The 14866-nt window shown below is 46.4% G+C and carries 13 protein-coding genes and 1 pseudogene; 2 read left to right on the top strand and 12 right to left on the bottom strand.

The window, feature by feature from the left end; translation table 11 throughout:
• The 6 genes from ONT18_RS17185 to ONT18_RS17160 form a co-directional block, all read right to left on the bottom strand.
• The coding region (locus ONT18_RS17185) for a DNA methylase (protein WP_264907279.1) at window positions 1-4692 on the bottom strand (4692 nt) is incomplete at its 3' end.
• Window positions 4679-5128: a DUF1896 domain-containing protein gene (locus ONT18_RS17180; protein ID WP_143722950.1), complete on the bottom strand. Its 450-nt coding sequence runs from the start codon at window positions 5126-5128 to the stop codon at window positions 4679-4681. The genes ONT18_RS17185 and ONT18_RS17180, both read right to left, overlap by 14 nt.
• A 179-nt stretch (window positions 5129-5307) precedes the next feature.
• Complete coding sequence (locus ONT18_RS17175; RefSeq protein ID WP_264907275.1) at window positions 5308-7464, bottom strand: type IA DNA topoisomerase; 2157 nt, start codon at window positions 7462-7464, stop codon at window positions 5308-5310.
• Window positions 7465-7562: 98 nt separating this feature from the next.
• Window positions 7563-9221, bottom strand: a complete 1659-nt coding sequence (locus ONT18_RS17170; protein ID WP_262302262.1) for a DUF4099 domain-containing protein — start codon at window positions 9219-9221, stop codon at window positions 7563-7565.
• A 31-nt stretch (window positions 9222-9252) separates the two neighbouring features.
• Window positions 9253-9612, bottom strand: a complete 360-nt coding sequence (locus ONT18_RS17165) for a helix-turn-helix domain-containing protein (RefSeq protein ID WP_371318313.1) — start codon at window positions 9610-9612, stop codon at window positions 9253-9255.
• The gene (locus ONT18_RS17160) at window positions 9609-9908 is read right to left on the bottom strand and encodes a helix-turn-helix domain-containing protein (protein ID WP_262302261.1); all 300 of its coding nucleotides are present in this window, start codon (window positions 9906-9908) and stop codon (window positions 9609-9611) included. Before ONT18_RS17160 ends, ONT18_RS17165 begins: the two co-directional genes overlap by 4 nt.
• A 241-nt stretch (window positions 9909-10149) precedes the next feature.
• Between ONT18_RS17160 and ONT18_RS17155 the strand changes: the two genes are divergently transcribed.
• Window positions 10150-10437: a helix-turn-helix domain-containing protein gene (locus ONT18_RS17155; protein WP_264907271.1), complete on the top strand. Its 288-nt coding sequence runs from the start codon at window positions 10150-10152 to the stop codon at window positions 10435-10437.
• Window positions 10438-10530: 93 nt separating this feature from the next.
• A complete protein-coding gene (locus ONT18_RS17150) occupies window positions 10531-10845 on the top strand; it encodes a helix-turn-helix domain-containing protein (RefSeq protein ID WP_118141758.1) in 315 nt (104 codons plus the stop codon).
• Window positions 10846-10968: 123 nt separating this feature from the next.
• On the opposite strand, the gene ONT18_RS17145 is transcribed toward ONT18_RS17150, so the two are convergent.
• The 6 genes and pseudogenes from ONT18_RS17145 to ONT18_RS17125 all read right to left on the bottom strand — a co-directional run bounded on the left by ONT18_RS17145 (window position 10969) and on the right by ONT18_RS17125 (window position 14852).
• Window positions 10969-11352: a hypothetical protein gene (locus ONT18_RS17145; protein WP_264907268.1), complete on the bottom strand. Its 384-nt coding sequence runs from the start codon at window positions 11350-11352 to the stop codon at window positions 10969-10971.
• 8 nt (window positions 11353-11360) lie between these two features.
• On the bottom strand, window positions 11361-12632 hold the full coding sequence (locus ONT18_RS17140) for a site-specific integrase (RefSeq protein WP_264907266.1): 1272 nt from the start codon (window positions 12630-12632) through the stop codon (window positions 11361-11363).
• A gap of 364 nt (window positions 12633-12996) precedes the next feature.
• A complete protein-coding gene (locus tag ONT18_RS17135; RefSeq protein ID WP_203069189.1) occupies window positions 12997-13485 on the bottom strand; it encodes a hypothetical protein in 489 nt (162 codons plus the stop codon).
• Between the two features lie 293 nt (window positions 13486-13778).
• Complete coding sequence (locus ONT18_RS17130) at window positions 13779-14324, bottom strand: hypothetical protein (protein ID WP_218459710.1); 546 nt, start codon at window positions 14322-14324, stop codon at window positions 13779-13781.
• A gap of 7 nt (window positions 14325-14331) precedes the next feature.
• Window positions 14332-14406 (bottom strand): annotated as a pseudogene (locus ONT18_RS17365) (Fe-Mn family superoxide dismutase); the annotation flags it as partial.
• Window positions 14407-14480: 74 nt separating this feature from the next.
• The gene (locus tag ONT18_RS17125) at window positions 14481-14852 is read right to left on the bottom strand and encodes a hypothetical protein (protein WP_203069187.1); all 372 of its coding nucleotides are present in this window, start codon (window positions 14850-14852) and stop codon (window positions 14481-14483) included.
• Window positions 14853-14866 lie beyond the last annotated feature (14 nt).

Raw genomic sequence — 14866 nt, 5'->3', positions numbered from 1 at the left:
TAACATAGATGTGGAGCCGAACAATACTCGTACCGAACCCTCGTTCATGGCTGCTATCACCGCCTTTCTTGCCCTCTCGTTCTTGCACTCCTGAATGAAGCGGATTTCAGATGAAGGTATTCCATAATCCTCTATCAGCTTACGCTTGATTTCAGAATACACGTTGAATTCCCCAGGTCTGTATGTGCCAAGATCTGAGAATACGAACTGTGTGCCCTTGTAATTGTCATAGCGTTTGTAATAGTCCGCTATCATCTTGGCACAATGGCTTGCCTTGTTGTCGGGATGATCCTCACAAGTCGGGTCTATCATGCGCATGTCGAGAGCCATCTTTCGGGCATAGTCCGTGGCTATGAGCATCTTTGCCTTTTCCTCTGTTTCCGACAATGGCAGTCTGCCGAGGATGGTGGCATCACCCGTCTTGGCAAACTCCATCAGCTTTTGGATGAAGTCCTCCTGCTCGGGTGTCGGTGGTATGTTATGAAGAATCTCGTTCTTCTGTGGTCTGTCCACACCAACCGCCTCCGCCGTGCGATAGTCGGTTATCTCGTTGTAGAAAGCAGCAAGCTCCGGTACCTTGATGAAGTATCTGAAACGTTCCTTCTGTACGATGTTGTTGGTGACGTTAAACTCGAAGTCGGTAGTTTTCTTGGCGAAGATTGCCGCCCACGCATCGAAACAGCGGATGTCCTGACGCTCCAGTTCCTTGGGGCGCAGGTACTTGAAAAGCAGATACAACTCAGTCAGTGAGTTACTGATGGTTGTTCCCGACAGGAATGTCGCTCCCAGATCTCTGCCTGTCCGCTCCTGTATGGTACGGATAGCAAAGAGCATGTTGAGTGCCTTCTGGCTTCCCTCGCTGTTGCCAAGTCCTGCCACACGGTCGTGTCTGGTGTTGAACATGAGGTTCTTGAACTGGTGGCTCTCGTCCACAAACAAGTGGTCGATGCCCATCATGCGGAAATCCACCACATCATCGGTGCGCTGCTCGATGCTGTAGGCTATCTTCTGCAACTTTGCCTCCAGATTCTGCTTTCGCTTTTCCAGTCCTTTGAGCATTCCCCGTGACACGTCTTTGCCCTGCGTGCGTATCACTTCCAAGTTTTCCTCCACGGTATCAAGCTCCGCCTGCAATATCTGCCGCTGGAGTTCTGGCGATTGCGGTATCTTCCCGAACTGGTCATGCGACATGATTACACAGTCATAGTCGTTGTTCTTGATGTTGTTGAAGAAGCTGACACGGTTCTTGGTGGAAAAATCCTTCTCCGAGGCATAGAGTATCCTCGCATGGGGATAAGCCGTCTGATAGGTGACGGCAATCTCCGCGACATTGGCTTTCAGCCCGATAATCATCGGCTTGTGAGCTATACCGAGACGTTTCATCTCATGCGCAGCCATGCACATGATGAGGGTCTTGCCTGTACCTACGGCGTGGTCACATATCCCGCCGCCGTTCTGCAAAAGCATCCATACACAGTCCTTCTGACTTGGGTACACACTCTTGACACCATACTTTCCGCCAAGGGCTTTCAGATCCAAGCCGGGGAAGGTCTGGTGAGAACCGTCATACTTCGGACGCACGAAGCAGTTGAACTTCCGGTTGTACATTGTGGTCAAGCGTTCCTTAAAGGAGTCAGACTGCTCCTCCAGCCATTCAGAGAACCCGTTGCGGATTTCGTCAATCTTGGCATTGGCAAGCTGTATGCCCTCGCTGTCACGCACCTTGATGTCGTTGCCGTGTTCATCCTCACCGATGCTCTTCATCATGTCGGGACAAGTGTTGTGCAGGGCATGTTTCAGAAGACTCATGCCGTCATAGTTGCGGTAATATCCCTTCACCATATACTCATCCGTGATGGCCATGGTCTTCATACTGCATTTTGCCGAATATTCGTCCATGCTGTCAGAATAGACGATGCTGACCTGTGTATTGAAGAGGTGGCTCATGTAAGCGGAATACACACCTGTAGGTATCCAACGCTCACCGAAGTTGAAGTCCAGGTCCTCAAAGGCTATCGGTTCGGGAATGCTTGCCTTCAAGGCTTCCAACGACTCCCTCACGATTGCATGGTCGGGATTTTCCTTCAGCCATTCTTCTATACGCTCCGCTTTCTCTATGACATTGCCAGCAATGAAGCGGTCGGCTATCTCGTAGCCATCTATGAGCGGATTGTAATAGATGCGCCCTTTAAGCGCTTCCGTCAGTTCCTGTTCCGGCATATCCGATAATTCAGTCATATACGGCAAGTCGATACGGCCGAACTTGTTGAGTGAGGCGGTGAGCGCTTCCTCTGGAGAATCCACATGACTGACCTCGTCAAGCGAAAAAGAGACCGGGTGGTCGAAGATGTCTGACTTTGTGAACTGTCCGTTTTCCACCCGTTCCAACGACAGCATGTCGCGCCCTGAGGCATCCATAAGGATTAACTTCACGTTCTGCTTGGCATTGAGGTTGCCGAAGCGGATGAAGAAAGCATCATAATAGACATTCAGACTCTCACGCATCTGCTTGTTTTCCGTCTGTTCTTCCGCTTCATAGGTGTAAAGTTTCTGATAGGCATCACGGAGGGCGATATACAAGACTGCCTTTTCTTTCTGCTCCATATTCAGATCCAACGGCATGAAGGTAGCACCATACTTGGTAAGGTCTTTCAATACACCGATGTTTTTGGCAGAGTCGAGCACCATAGAACCCTCACGATGAAAACTATCCAGTTTCTCATCAAATGGACGGGGCTTCATAGCATCCTCTTTCTTCTTTGCCAGCTCTTCCCGCTTTCTTTCTTGCTCTTTTTGTTGTTCCCGCTCATGATTTGTTTCTTTCAATGTGCTCTGAGTCTTGGAATCTTCTTTTGCCTCATTCCCTTTCGACTGCCCATGCCCGATTTGAACTTTGAGAACTTCTATCGGTTCCATCGGCGGCTTGAACTTCGGATCAAGCGTATCTTCAACGCCCAAAGCCTTGAGCTGTTCCTGACGGTGCAGTTCCGCCTTTTGGCGCAGCAGCACCCTGTCTTCGGGAGCCATGGTCATCATCATCTCGTAAAAGCCGTTGATTGGCGGATTCTCTTCCCAAGAGATGCTTGCGTATGGCTCATCCCCAGGCAGGATTGGTTTTGTCTCCTGTGCTGTTTCCTGATCTTTTGCATCTGTCAACGAAGGCTTTTCTTCTTTTTCCACAGGCTTTGTCACAACTTCAAAAGTCGGATTGACGCTTTTTACCAACGGACTTGCTCTCTTCCTTGACACTTTCTTGGCGACAGCTCCCACTGTTACCTCTGCTTTCTTCTTTGTAGCATGGACAGTCAGACGTTTTTCTTCTTCCATTCCCCAAAGGTCAAACAGAGTCATTTGGACTGGTGGCTGCTGATGATTAGACTTTTGGGATAGCTCAGCATCATCAGTAGGCTTTTCCTGCTTTTGCAAGGATACTACCGTATCGTTCTGCTTTTCCTCAATGGACGGCTTCATCTTCTCTGTTTTTTCTATCTTTTCTGTTTCTTCAACCTCCTTAACTTCCTCAGCCTTTGTTTCCTCTATCCCCAAGTATCGGTTCAAATTGAGGTTCTTCTTAAAGTCTTCATGGAGCATCCTTCGCAAATCCTCTGCAATGCCTTCCACACCATCCTCATGCGTGTATATCATTGCAGGTTTGCCGAACGGGTCGGTGTCCAACTTTGCCGTTGTATGGATAATGCGTTCCGGATGCTCCAGAAAGTAGTTGCTTGTCGGAATGCGGTTCTCGTCATTATAGACGGTATCAAGCAGGTTGTCGTCTCCTCGCAGCGACTCCTTTTGGCTGTTTTTCTGGAGGATGATGAGGTCACTGCCCACTTCCGTATTGGCATTTTCCGTGAACAGGTTGTTGGGAAGACGAATCGCTGACACGAGATCTGCATGATAGAGCATCATAAAACGCGCGGCACTGTTGTTTTTGGCATTCAATACGCCTTGTGAGGTGATGAAGGCAACCAACCCGCCGTCCCTTACCGTATCAAGAGCCTTGACAAAGAAGTAGTTGTGTATGCGTCTGGTGACAAGAGCCCTCATGCCTTTCATGGCTGTATAGGACGGATCAAACACGGCAACATCGCCAAAGGGAATATTTGAGATGGCGAGGTCGAAGTAGTCATTGAAAGGCTTTTCTATCTTCTCGAATCCCTCTATGCGCACTTTCTGCTCCGGGTGCAGATGGCGGAGTATCTTTCCCGTAAGCAGGTCTTTTTCAAACGCCATAATGTCTGCCTTGGGATTGTTATCCAAGACCGAATCGACAAAGGCACCGATGCCTGCCGATGGTTCAAGCACCTTTTCGGGGATAATCTGATGCTCTTTCAACACATCCGTCAGAGCCTCCGTAACGGCTGACGGCGTGTAGAATGCCGTGAGGACAGACTGTTTCAGACTGTCCATCAACTGTTTGTACTCGCTTTCATTCTTGCTGTTTTCACGGATAAGTCTATGCAGCTCCACTGTTGGAGCAAACAACTCAAGGTCTGACTTTGCCCAATGGACGGCATCCGCCAGTTCCCTGGCAGGGTTCAGGATGCACTTCAATCCCCCGAATCCGCAGTAACGCTCCAGAAGGAGACGCTCACGGGCGGTCGGCGTGCGCTGTTCCCTGTCAAGGATGAATGCTGTCTCTATCGCCTTGATGTTGTCGTTCAGCCGTTGTTTTCTATTGTACGCCATTTGACTCTATGAAAATGGCTACGGCTCCAGTCAACTCAGTGTAGAGCTGGTCGTAGTCCGGTGACTGGGCAAAATCGTCATCGGTGAGGTCGTAAATGGAATACACGTTGTCAACCAAAGGCAGGAGGTTCTTGACAAACGCTTCCTGGTCTTCTACTGCTACCTCCAGGGGAAACTCACTGTCAACAACATCATACAGGATGCTGTACTTGGAAAAGCGGAGACCTTTCAGCAATGCTGCCATGGCAAGTTCTTGTGCCGCATCGGCAAAGAGGGCATCACGCCGTGCCTGCTCATATACCTCTGCGGCATGGTCTGCACGTTCGCGGATAAAGTCCGCATCGCTGGCTTGTGGAAAACGGTTCTCTCTGAGATGGTTCAAGAGATACAGTCCGTAATAGGACAGTTCTGTCTGTGCCTGTTTCTTTCTGTTCATTTGTCAGTTGAATGGATTAAGTGGTGAATAATAAACCGTGGATGGCGGTTGGTGTTTGTTGAAAGCAAGAAAAAGGCACTCGGTATCCCTCCGAGTGCCGCCACTTAATCCACAGTAAATAAAAGCATCCTGAATAAAGACACCATTTATGAACCATGTTTCGGTGGCAAAGGTACAAACTATTTCTTGTATCTCTTCACATTTCCTCGCTTTTCTGCTGTTTTGCGCTCTGCAAAGACGAATTTCGTGTTGAAATTCTCGTCAAAGGCAATGGCTGCGGAGAATGATTTGCCTTGCTTGCTGGTGAAACCATTGAGCGTTCTGGTCTTGCCCTTGGTAAGCAACTCGGTGATGTCGCCATCAGTGAGCAACTTTCCTGCTACCTGCTTGAACACTGGCATACCGCACTCCTTGTTGCTGCATCTTACTACCTTTCCGAAGAACTGCATGGTACCTTGCTTGCATTTAGGACACTGGCAGCCGGAATCCTTGTGGCTGAAAAGTCTATCACAACCTAACAATTCCGCAGTGATTTCACGGGTATAGCCTTCGATACTATGGGTGAACCCGTCTGCACTTGCTTCACCTCGTTCAATCTTGGCAAGTTCCGCCTCCCATTTGCCCGTCATCTCCACATTGGCAATCGCCATGTTCTTCACCACGGAATGCAGGGCGAGTCCTTTTTCCGTCGGCACAAGTTTCTTCTGCTGGCGCACCATATACTCTCGTTTGAGCAGGGTTTCGATGATGGCGGCACGTGTGGCAGGTGTGCCAATACCGCTGTCCTTCATTGCCTGGCGCTTCGTATCATCTTCTATCTCTTTGCCTGCGGTCTCCATTGCTGCAAGCAATGTGGATTCCGTATGCAATGGCTTCGGTTTGGTCTTGCCCTCCGTGATGGTGCAGCCAGAAAGAGTGACATGCTGTCCTTCTTGCCAGTTGGGAATGACTTGATCTTTGACCTCATCGTCTGTTGCGCCTGCATCCTTGTCCTGCCTTTTGTTCTTTTCCTTGAGCGACAACGCTCGCCAGCCAGTCTGTCGGATGATGGAGCCACTGATGCCAAATTCGACGTCATGATCCACTTGCGCCGATACTGATGTGATGTCCTTGATGCAGTCTGCTGAGAACGCTTCAATCATCCGGCACAATATCATGTCATAAACGATCTTCTCGTCCTTGAAAAGACCAATGGCTGCATTTTCTGTGATGAGCAGGGCATGGTGATCGGTCACCTTGGCGGCATTCACGCTGTTCTTGCAGTAGTCCTCACTGCCAGGCAAGAGTTTCACTTTTTCTCCATATTCCGAATGATTCTCCAGATTCTTGAAGAGTTTGGGAAGGGTGGCAAATACATCATCCGAAATATAGCGGCTTGATGTTCTTGGATAGGTGATGAACTTTGCCTCGTAGAGTTTCTGGGCGATGGAGAGTGTATGCTCTGCCGTGAAGCCATGCTGGGAATTGGCTTCTTTCTGCAAGGTGGTGAGGTCGTAAAGGAGCGGTGCCTTCTCCACCTTTCGCTTGGTTGCGATCTTTGTGATGATGACAGAACCTGTTTCTTTCACCTTATTATATATATCGGTTGCGGTAGCTTTGTCTGTCCATCGGTTGGCAGATGTGAACTTCAGTATATTGCCACTGTCTGCATCAACCACACCGAAGTGTACCTGCCAGAACGGTTTCGACTCGAAACGCTTGTGTTCCCAATAGCGTTCGCACACCATGCCAAGGGTCGGAGTCTGCACACGACCTACGGAATAGGTGCCACGTCCTGCGGCTATCGTCAGGGCCTGCGTGCCGTTGATGCCGACGAGCCAGTCTGCCTCACTTCGTGCCTTCGCTGCATGATAGAGATTGTCATACTCCTTGCCATCCTTGAGGTTCAGAAGTCCCTCACGGATGGCGGTGTCCGTAAGCGAACTGATCCAGAGACGGTCGAAAGGTTTCCTGCAACCAAGATACGCATAGAGGTATCGGAAAATCAACTCTCCCTCACGTCCGGCATCGGTTGCTACAATAATGCGCTCACTGCTGTCAAACAGCTTGCCGATTATCTTGATCTGGACAAGCACACCTGCATCTGGTTTGTAGCCGTTCTCTGTCTTGACTTGTCGGGGAACAAGAACGAACGGGTCGGGAATCACAGGCAGATTCTCCGCATGGAATCCCTTCATGCCGTAAGTTTCCGGCATGGCTGGCTGCACTAAATGTCCGAATGCCCATGTCACATAATAGCCATTGCCCTGCATATAGCCTTCCTCACGCTTGTCAGCTCCCACAATGTGGGCGATTTCCTTGGCTACGCTTGGCTTCTCTGCGATGATTGTCTTCATTGTCTGTTGTTTTTGTGACATCCGCAACCGTGGGATAGACGGTCGCAGATGTCGGTTGTTATAATGGATGATTAACTCTGTGGATCAAGTGGCGGCAACTACATCTTCACGCTTCTTGCCTTTCTCTTTGGCTTCTGTTCCTCGGCGCTCTGTTCCTTCTGCTGCTTTTCGTTCTTTGGCGCAGACTGTCCCGGACTCAGCGGCTCCTTGGTGTGCTTGGTTGCCTCATGGGTCTTGCCCTGCTCGTTGACGGCGACTTGTACCTTGTTCTCGTTGGTAGGAATCTGTTCCTTTGCCTGTTTGATGTCTGGATTGTTGCGGTAGGAACGTGGCTGCATCTTGTCGAAATCGAACTTCACGTAGGCGGTATAGGTACCGCTGCCGTTCTTGTTCGGCACTTCCTTGATCTCGATGGTCTTGCCTGCCACATAGTCGTCCTTCTGCTGCTCGGTCAGTTCCTTCTTGAAATAGGTGTTGAGTCGGCGGATGGTTCCATCCTCATTGAGCCAGTGGTTGGGATCTTGCTGCTTCTTCTGACCACCCACATCACCTTCTGCCTTCTGCTCCTGCTTGTCAGCGGTTTGCTTCTTGTCTCCATTCTGTTTCTGACCTTGCGCCTGTCTTGTGCTGCCAGGCACGAACTCCACGCCACGCTGTTCCACATTCACCTGCAGCAGCGGTGTAAACTTGCGCCCGTTGGCAAGCTCAATCTCCTTACGAAGCGGAATACCTGAGTAGAGCACTCTCTTGTCGTCCTTGGTAATAGGTGTCTTGCCGATGGTATCGGGTATGCGCACCTTGTTGGTAGGGATGTCCACAATCTCATTGGTGAGACGGTCGATACTGATGAAATGAGGACGCAGTTCACCTGTGTTCTTGTCGGGGAAATCCACTACCTTTCCGAGGTTACCGTTCTGCAACAGGTTCTTCTTGTCCTCTGGAGTGAAGGTATAGCCTTTGTAAGCGACATCGAGTTTTGGCTCGTTGCGCACGAAATGCGGCACGAGTTGCAACTGGTCGTTATCGTCCTTACGGAATGACAGACGGGCCTGTATCTCTATCTGTTCACCGCCGAAGGTCGGCTTCACAATCACAAGCCCTGTCTTGCCGTAGTTGAGCAGGGCTTTCATATCCTTCTCATTCATACTGTTGAAGTCTATGCCATATTTGGCACCAAGTTCCTGCAGGTTCACATCGTTACCACTAATGAGGTTCTGCTTTACACCCGGAGCGGTCTGTGCCTGCTGTTCGGTTGCGGTCTGTTCTGGTTTCTGTTCCATGTCGTTCTCTTTTTCGTTGGTTTGTTCAGATGATACATTCTCTTTTTCTGTGTTAGCTTGCGTCTTGGACGCATCGTCCGATGATGCGGTTTCTTTCGCCTGCCCTTCCGATTGCTTTGCCTCTTTCTCATAGTTGGAGGTGTCAACCTTGTGGGCGGAAAGAATCTCCTTGTTAGCCTCCGGATCTTTCAGTAACTCCTTCATCACGCCAAGCAGGTTTTCCACCTGGTCTGCCGCTATGCGGTAGAATCCGAATCGGCTTGGCTCCTTGCACTGGCGGAAGAAGTTTCTAAAGAAACTGTCCATCAAGTCACTGTTGCGGTCAAAACGCAGGAAGTCGGACGTGTTCTCCGCCTTGGCGGGTGCTCGCTTCGGTGTGCCGTCTCTGCTGAGTCCGGCGACGACGCTGATCTCGCCCGTCTTTTCGTCACGGACTACCAGCACGTCCTGTTCATCACTCTTTTTCTTTTGTCCCATAATTGTAAATGTTTAATGGTGAATACTTTTGTTATTTGAATTTTTGGTGAATGCGAGTCATATAATGCTCTACATTCTCCTGATTGAAATCCTTCACGTTGTTCTTGATAAATTGCTTCACGTCTTCCTCCGTGTAGTAGGTCTTCTGTCCCAGCCGCTTGTAGGGAAGCACTCCCAGACTGCGGTAGCGTTGCAGGGAACGGGGAGAAATTTGAAACAAAAGACAGAGATCCTGGTTGTCGAGCAATTTCTCGTTGATGCCAGAGCATCCCTTGTCCTCTCCGCTTCGCTCATGTCTCAACATCAGCATGTCATAGATGCCGTCAATTTTCTTGTGCAGATCATGCAGATATAATTCCAATCGTCTCAATGTTCCATCTTCCATACTCATGTCTCCTTGGCAATGGTTCGTTCCTCAATCAATTTCTGTACAGCGTTGATGCTATATCTGCATTGTCCGCGCACCATGAAGTACTCGATGCTGTTGGTAGAGCGCAAGCGCTGCAGGGTTCGCTTGCTTATCCCAAGTATTCTTGCTGCATCACTGCTTGTCAGCACAAGTTCCATGCTTCTTCTTTTGGTATTTTCTCTCGCATTGGAATATATGAGAGCTACCAACTTTGCCACGTCGGCAATCTGTTCTGTCAGCATCTTAAAGGCTGGACTTTCCATTGTTATTACTTCCATTTTGATTCCGTTTTAAATGTTACAAACTTTGCTGTTTTGATTTCTCGGTGGCAAAATTAATCATTTGCGAAATACCCGTTTAACAACTCATTAATGACCCACGTATAATTTTCTTGAATTACTTGCCTGTCGGTCAGCAAACGACGGAAAAGCACTGCCACAAATCTCCATTTTCATTGTTTTTCCTAATTCGTGTCGTATCTTCGCAGCCGAAAATGTCAAACCCATAAAAATCAAGAACATGGAAGTAGTAACAATGGAAAAGAAGGCATTCGACTTGATGATGGCAAGATACGATGCCTTGGTAAAGAAAGTGGAGTTGCTGAAGCATAAGGCTAACGGCAAGCGGCTGAACAAATGGCTTACAGGTCATGAGGTCTGCCAGCAACTTCGCATCAGCCAGCGCACCTTACAAAAACTTCGTGACCGCCGTTTATTGGGGCATACCCAGATAGGTCGCCAATTCTATTACTGTCCCGAAGAGGTCAAAGCCATCGTTCCGCTTATCGCCAGAATCAAATCGGTATAGCGTAAAGCCAAACTCGCCCAAGGCAAAGCCGAAAACTTCACCCTGGGCGAGCCAACACATTTTATATTCACCACTTAATCCAAATTGTAAACAATGAACATGAACCAACTTCTTACGCATGAGAGCAAGTCGATAGACACCGCCATGCAATCCTTGAAGAAAGCCAACAACTGGCTGTCTTCCTTCATCGAGTCCTACAGCCCACCTTTGGACGGGGAGCGATACCTCACCGACAAGGAACTCTCCGAGCATTTGAAGCTTAGTCGCCGCACCTTGCAGGAATATCGCAAGCAAGGCATTTTGCCCTACATTATATTATGTGGCAAAACCCTCTATCCGGAATCCGAGATACAAGCACTTCTCACTGGTAATTACCGCAAGCCGATAATCGACGGCACTGTTTCATAAGAGGAGGGTACTGCTTCATAATAGTGAAACAAAAATAGCGTACAGGGTACAACGACAAAAATCGTTTCCTCTGTACGCTATTATTTATAAAGGTGTAGGAATCTTATTAAAAGATGAGAGATTCTAACTTGCACCTCTTGGCATCGTTCCGTTCATCACAATAATCATCGGATACTCGTGTTTTACTTGCTCTGCATGGCAATCCTTGCGGTTTACAACCTTACTGATAAACCATTGTCTGAACAACAAGGCTTGGTATGTATCCATTTGAAGTGCTATGGCGATAATCACTTCCATATCATAGACATGCGCAGAATATCCATTTTCAAGTTTGATGTATTGAGAAAGCTGGAAATCTTTCAGCACACTTTGTTTCCAAATGCGCTTGATGGTATTCTTCACTGCTGTCCCTGTTACATTCAACAGTTCGGCAATCTCCCAAACTGTCATCCATACCTCACCATGATGTGGGGCGTAGATGACCATATCTTCTTGTATTGTTATCACTTGTCGTTTCATACTCTGCCATTTATAGTGTTAGTATTATCGTTGCAAACATTTCCAAACGTGAATTCCTCAATGTTATTAATCTGCTGAGACAACTTTTCCACGTCTTTGCTCAATTTCTCCTTGGTAATCTTGGCATACACCTGGGTTGTCTTTATGTCCTTGTGACCAAGCATTGAACTCACGGTTTCTATTGGAACTCCGTTGGAGAGGCAAACCGAGGTTGCGAACGAATGACGGCTCATGTGCCAGGACAGCGGCTTGGTGATACCACATTTCTTGCCCAGTCTTTTGAGCGAATCCATACAACTTTGGTAGTTGGGTACTGGAAACACCCTGCCGTCTTCACACAATCCACGGTATTTTTCCATAATCTGCTTGGGATAGTCAAGCAACTTGATGTTGGCTTCCGTTCCTGTCTTCTGTCGATGGATTATTATCCACTCGCCATCGTCAAAGAACGTTTTGATGTTCTCTTCCTTCAGGTTATAAAGATCTATGAAGGCGAGACCAGTGAAACAACAGAACAGAAACAAATCACGTACCATGCTCATCTTCTTTCTTGTGATAGGTGTTTCCATCAACAGGTGAATCTCTTCTTTGCTCAGAAACTCTCTTGTGGTCTCTTCTTCCTTGTACTCATATCGTCTGAATGGGTCTTTTACGAGCCATTCATTATCTATGGCACGGAATACCATTGCACGGAGATTGCGGACAAACACCATTGCAGAATTTATCTTCAGATGCTTGTCTGTTCTGAGAAAAGTCTCGTAGTCTGTGATAAAAGGCAGCGATAACTCTTTCAGAGCAATATCCTTCACATGGTAATGCGTCTGCAAGAACTCGCCCACATAGGCACACCCGATTCTATACTTCGTGTATGTACTCAAAGATTTCATGCCAGCCTTATATTGCTTTTCCATTTCATCACGGCTTTGAGAATAGACTTTCATCAGTGTATGGCAACGATACTCCAAGCCAAGAAAGGCGTTCTTCACCTTGTCGGCAGTGACGAAGTTGTCCCTGTCCATAATCTCCTGATAATGCTTACTGATACTCACACGCATCTTGTCCAATTTGCGGTTCACTTCCAAAGCCTGCATACTCTTACCTATCATGCGTCCGCCCTTGGTGTCCCACAAATTTGGATTGGCAGTTGTCTTGCAACTGAACTGCGACTGTGTTCCGTCCACTGTGATACGTCCCATAACTGGAACAGTACCATCTTTCTTTACTACCTGTCTTTTGAGGTAGAAGATAATTGAAAATGTACTCTTCATAACGTCATTCTTTTTTGCGTTCAAAATTAATACATGAAGAGTCTTTTCTTGCTACGCATTTCACGGCAGAACACGGCAAATTTGGTTCGTAACCAAAAATCTTACGTTACTCATCAGTAACTCACTATAAATCAGAGTATTCAAATTCAATTCGTAACCTTCCTCATTCTTCCGAACCTTAACATTCCTCATTTGGGGTATAGGTTACGGATAGGTAACGTTCCTCTGTCTCATCTTGTCGTATTCCCGTCTTCGTCTGTCCTCGCCACTTTTAACCAAAATGAGGAAAGTAACTGATAACCAGTAAACTTTCCTCATTCTTCTCTCAAACACTTTTTATATGTACTTTCTATGAGATAACATTTTATTTAAAGCCACAAAAAACTTGATATTTACGAAGTTCTTCATGACTTTGCATAATATTCAGCAGAATATCATCAGTTGTTAATTTACTTTTTCCTCCAGAGATTTCTTTTCTTACAATCAACATAAAATTCAAGAAATACTCAATGTAATCTTGATTAGGCTGATTTTGAGAACTATTGCAAAGAAACTCAGTAAAAGCCCTAAAAGCTTTGTCCGAACCATAAACAAAGAGGTCTTCTTTTACTTTCAACATTTCTTGAAATCTATCAGAAGGACCGACTATTGCTCCCTTATTTTTAATTTCTGACATAATTGAATAAAACATATTCACCGCATTATAGTATGCTTTATACTTCTTATCGGAGACATAATTCTCCGATATTTTTCTTAACTCGGTTCGTAATTGCCATTTACAAGTCATTACTGTAACAATAATTGTTACCAATGATGAAGATATTGGAATAATCCAATCTGAGATATTATTCATTCTGTATATTTAAAGTAAGCATCCAACCCCTATGGCAATATAGCTCTGCCTCCAGTGTTTACTGGGTAAAGCATATTTCCAAGAATTGAACTTTTTCGATTTTTACCTATGATTAACATAAGAGAGCCTTCGTCATGTCAGGATAATCTTGTCTTCCCGCCACTACCATGTCAAAGAAACCTCTAAAGAAATCTAGCGGCGGCGAGCCTGTAACTCGCCGTTGAGTTTATCCACTTACTTATTCTTTAGTGGGCAATGTGGAGAAATAGATGGTTACCGCAGAATTTAACGCCCTAATTCAGAAGCACCATAAGTTTATCTGCATGAACTAAAGCCTCACGGTTAATCCTCATATATTCTTGGATTGTAGGTAGGCGATGTTCTTGCTCATATATCTTTCCACATTCCTTTCCAAAGAAATCTGCAATTATTTCTTCTCGAATATATTTGAACTGTTCCTCTGTTACGGTCATGTTCTGCTCATTGAATTCTTTTACGTAAGTATAGAATCTTTTGAGGTCTTGTTCATCTGACAGGAACTTACTGAGTTTTTCCGAAAGATAACTATTGGACTTGACAAACTTCTCATAAAGCTTTTTTGCAGCTACTTTGAATAAATCCCATATAACTCCGTCAATTACTTTTTGACCAAGCCATAGAAGAATTGCAGATGTATCTGGTAAACAAGCATGGGAATAGGAATTATGCTTCTGCTCTGCCTCTATTCGATAATTGTAACCATAACGTACTGCATACTTAACAGTATCAGAATATTCTACATTAAATATCTTCTCTATTTTATCTATATCTTCCATTGAGATTTTCTCTTGCTGTTCCATGTATTTATTAATTATTCCGTTGTTCAACAACATCCCAGTTGACAATCTGCCACATTGCGGCAAGATGGTCAGAACGACGGTTCTGGTAGCCGAGGTTAGTATATCCGCAAGAAAACTAAGTAAGACCACAATTTCCAAGTCCGAAAGCCCATACTCTCAGCTTTTCGTTGCAAATTCGCTTGTACTCAGATTCTTTGATAACTGTTCAAACCTTCCTTTGGAGAGTAAGCACGCTTTACCATCATTCATATCCACAAATCCAAACTCATCGACCTCTGTATCATAGACAAAGTCAAACTTTTCAGAATACTGCAGATATAGGTTCTCATATTCGGTCAGTTGCCCAACAGTTTCTATCTTGCAATCCTTCCACACATGCTTGTGGAACTCTGCAAGTAGTTTTGTCTGTTCTTCATCAGGACAGTACCTGCTTGTGGCGTAGCTTACAAAATCAGTCATTACCGTCCTTCTGCCCTTCAGCACATCCGCAAACGAATTTGTTTTCTTCTTTCCTAAACAGGTTTTCATAATCGTTCATCTCC

It is taken from the genome of Segatella copri (assembly GCF_026015295.1).
GTDB lineage: Bacteria > Bacteroidota > Bacteroidia > Bacteroidales > Bacteroidaceae > Prevotella > Prevotella copri_C.
The sequence above is the reverse complement of the archived record's forward strand: the minus strand, read 5'-3'. Positions and strand labels throughout refer to the sequence as shown.

Excerpts from the sequence above, each read along its gene's own strand:
- ONT18_RS17140 (WP_264907266.1), bottom strand. The coding sequence starts at position 12,632 with ATGAAGAGTACATTTTCAATTATCTTCTACCTCAAAAGACAGGTAGTA.
- ONT18_RS17165 (WP_371318313.1), bottom strand. The coding sequence starts at position 9,612 with ATGAGTATGGAAGATGGAACATTGAGACGATTGGAATTATATCTGCAT.
- ONT18_RS17150 (WP_118141758.1), top strand. The coding sequence starts at position 10,531 with ATGAACATGAACCAACTTCTTACGCATGAGAGCAAGTCGATAGACACC.
- ONT18_RS17180 (WP_143722950.1), bottom strand. The coding sequence starts at position 5,128 with ATGAACAGAAAGAAACAGGCACAGACAGAACTGTCCTATTACGGACTG.
- ONT18_RS17130 (WP_218459710.1), bottom strand. The coding sequence starts at position 14,324 with ATGGAACAGCAAGAGAAAATCTCAATGGAAGATATAGATAAAATAGAG.
- ONT18_RS17135 (WP_203069189.1), bottom strand. The coding sequence starts at position 13,485 with ATGAATAATATCTCAGATTGGATTATTCCAATATCTTCATCATTGGTA.
- ONT18_RS17175 (WP_264907275.1), bottom strand. The coding sequence starts at position 7,464 with ATGAAGACAATCATCGCAGAGAAGCCAAGCGTAGCCAAGGAAATCGCC.
- ONT18_RS17170 (WP_262302262.1), bottom strand. The coding sequence starts at position 9,221 with ATGGGACAAAAGAAAAAGAGTGATGAACAGGACGTGCTGGTAGTCCGT.
- ONT18_RS17155 (WP_264907271.1), top strand. The coding sequence starts at position 10,150 with ATGGAAGTAGTAACAATGGAAAAGAAGGCATTCGACTTGATGATGGCA.
- ONT18_RS17125 (WP_203069187.1), bottom strand. The coding sequence starts at position 14,852 with ATGAAAACCTGTTTAGGAAAGAAGAAAACAAATTCGTTTGCGGATGTG.
- ONT18_RS17160 (WP_262302261.1), bottom strand. The coding sequence starts at position 9,908 with ATGGAAGTAATAACAATGGAAAGTCCAGCCTTTAAGATGCTGACAGAA.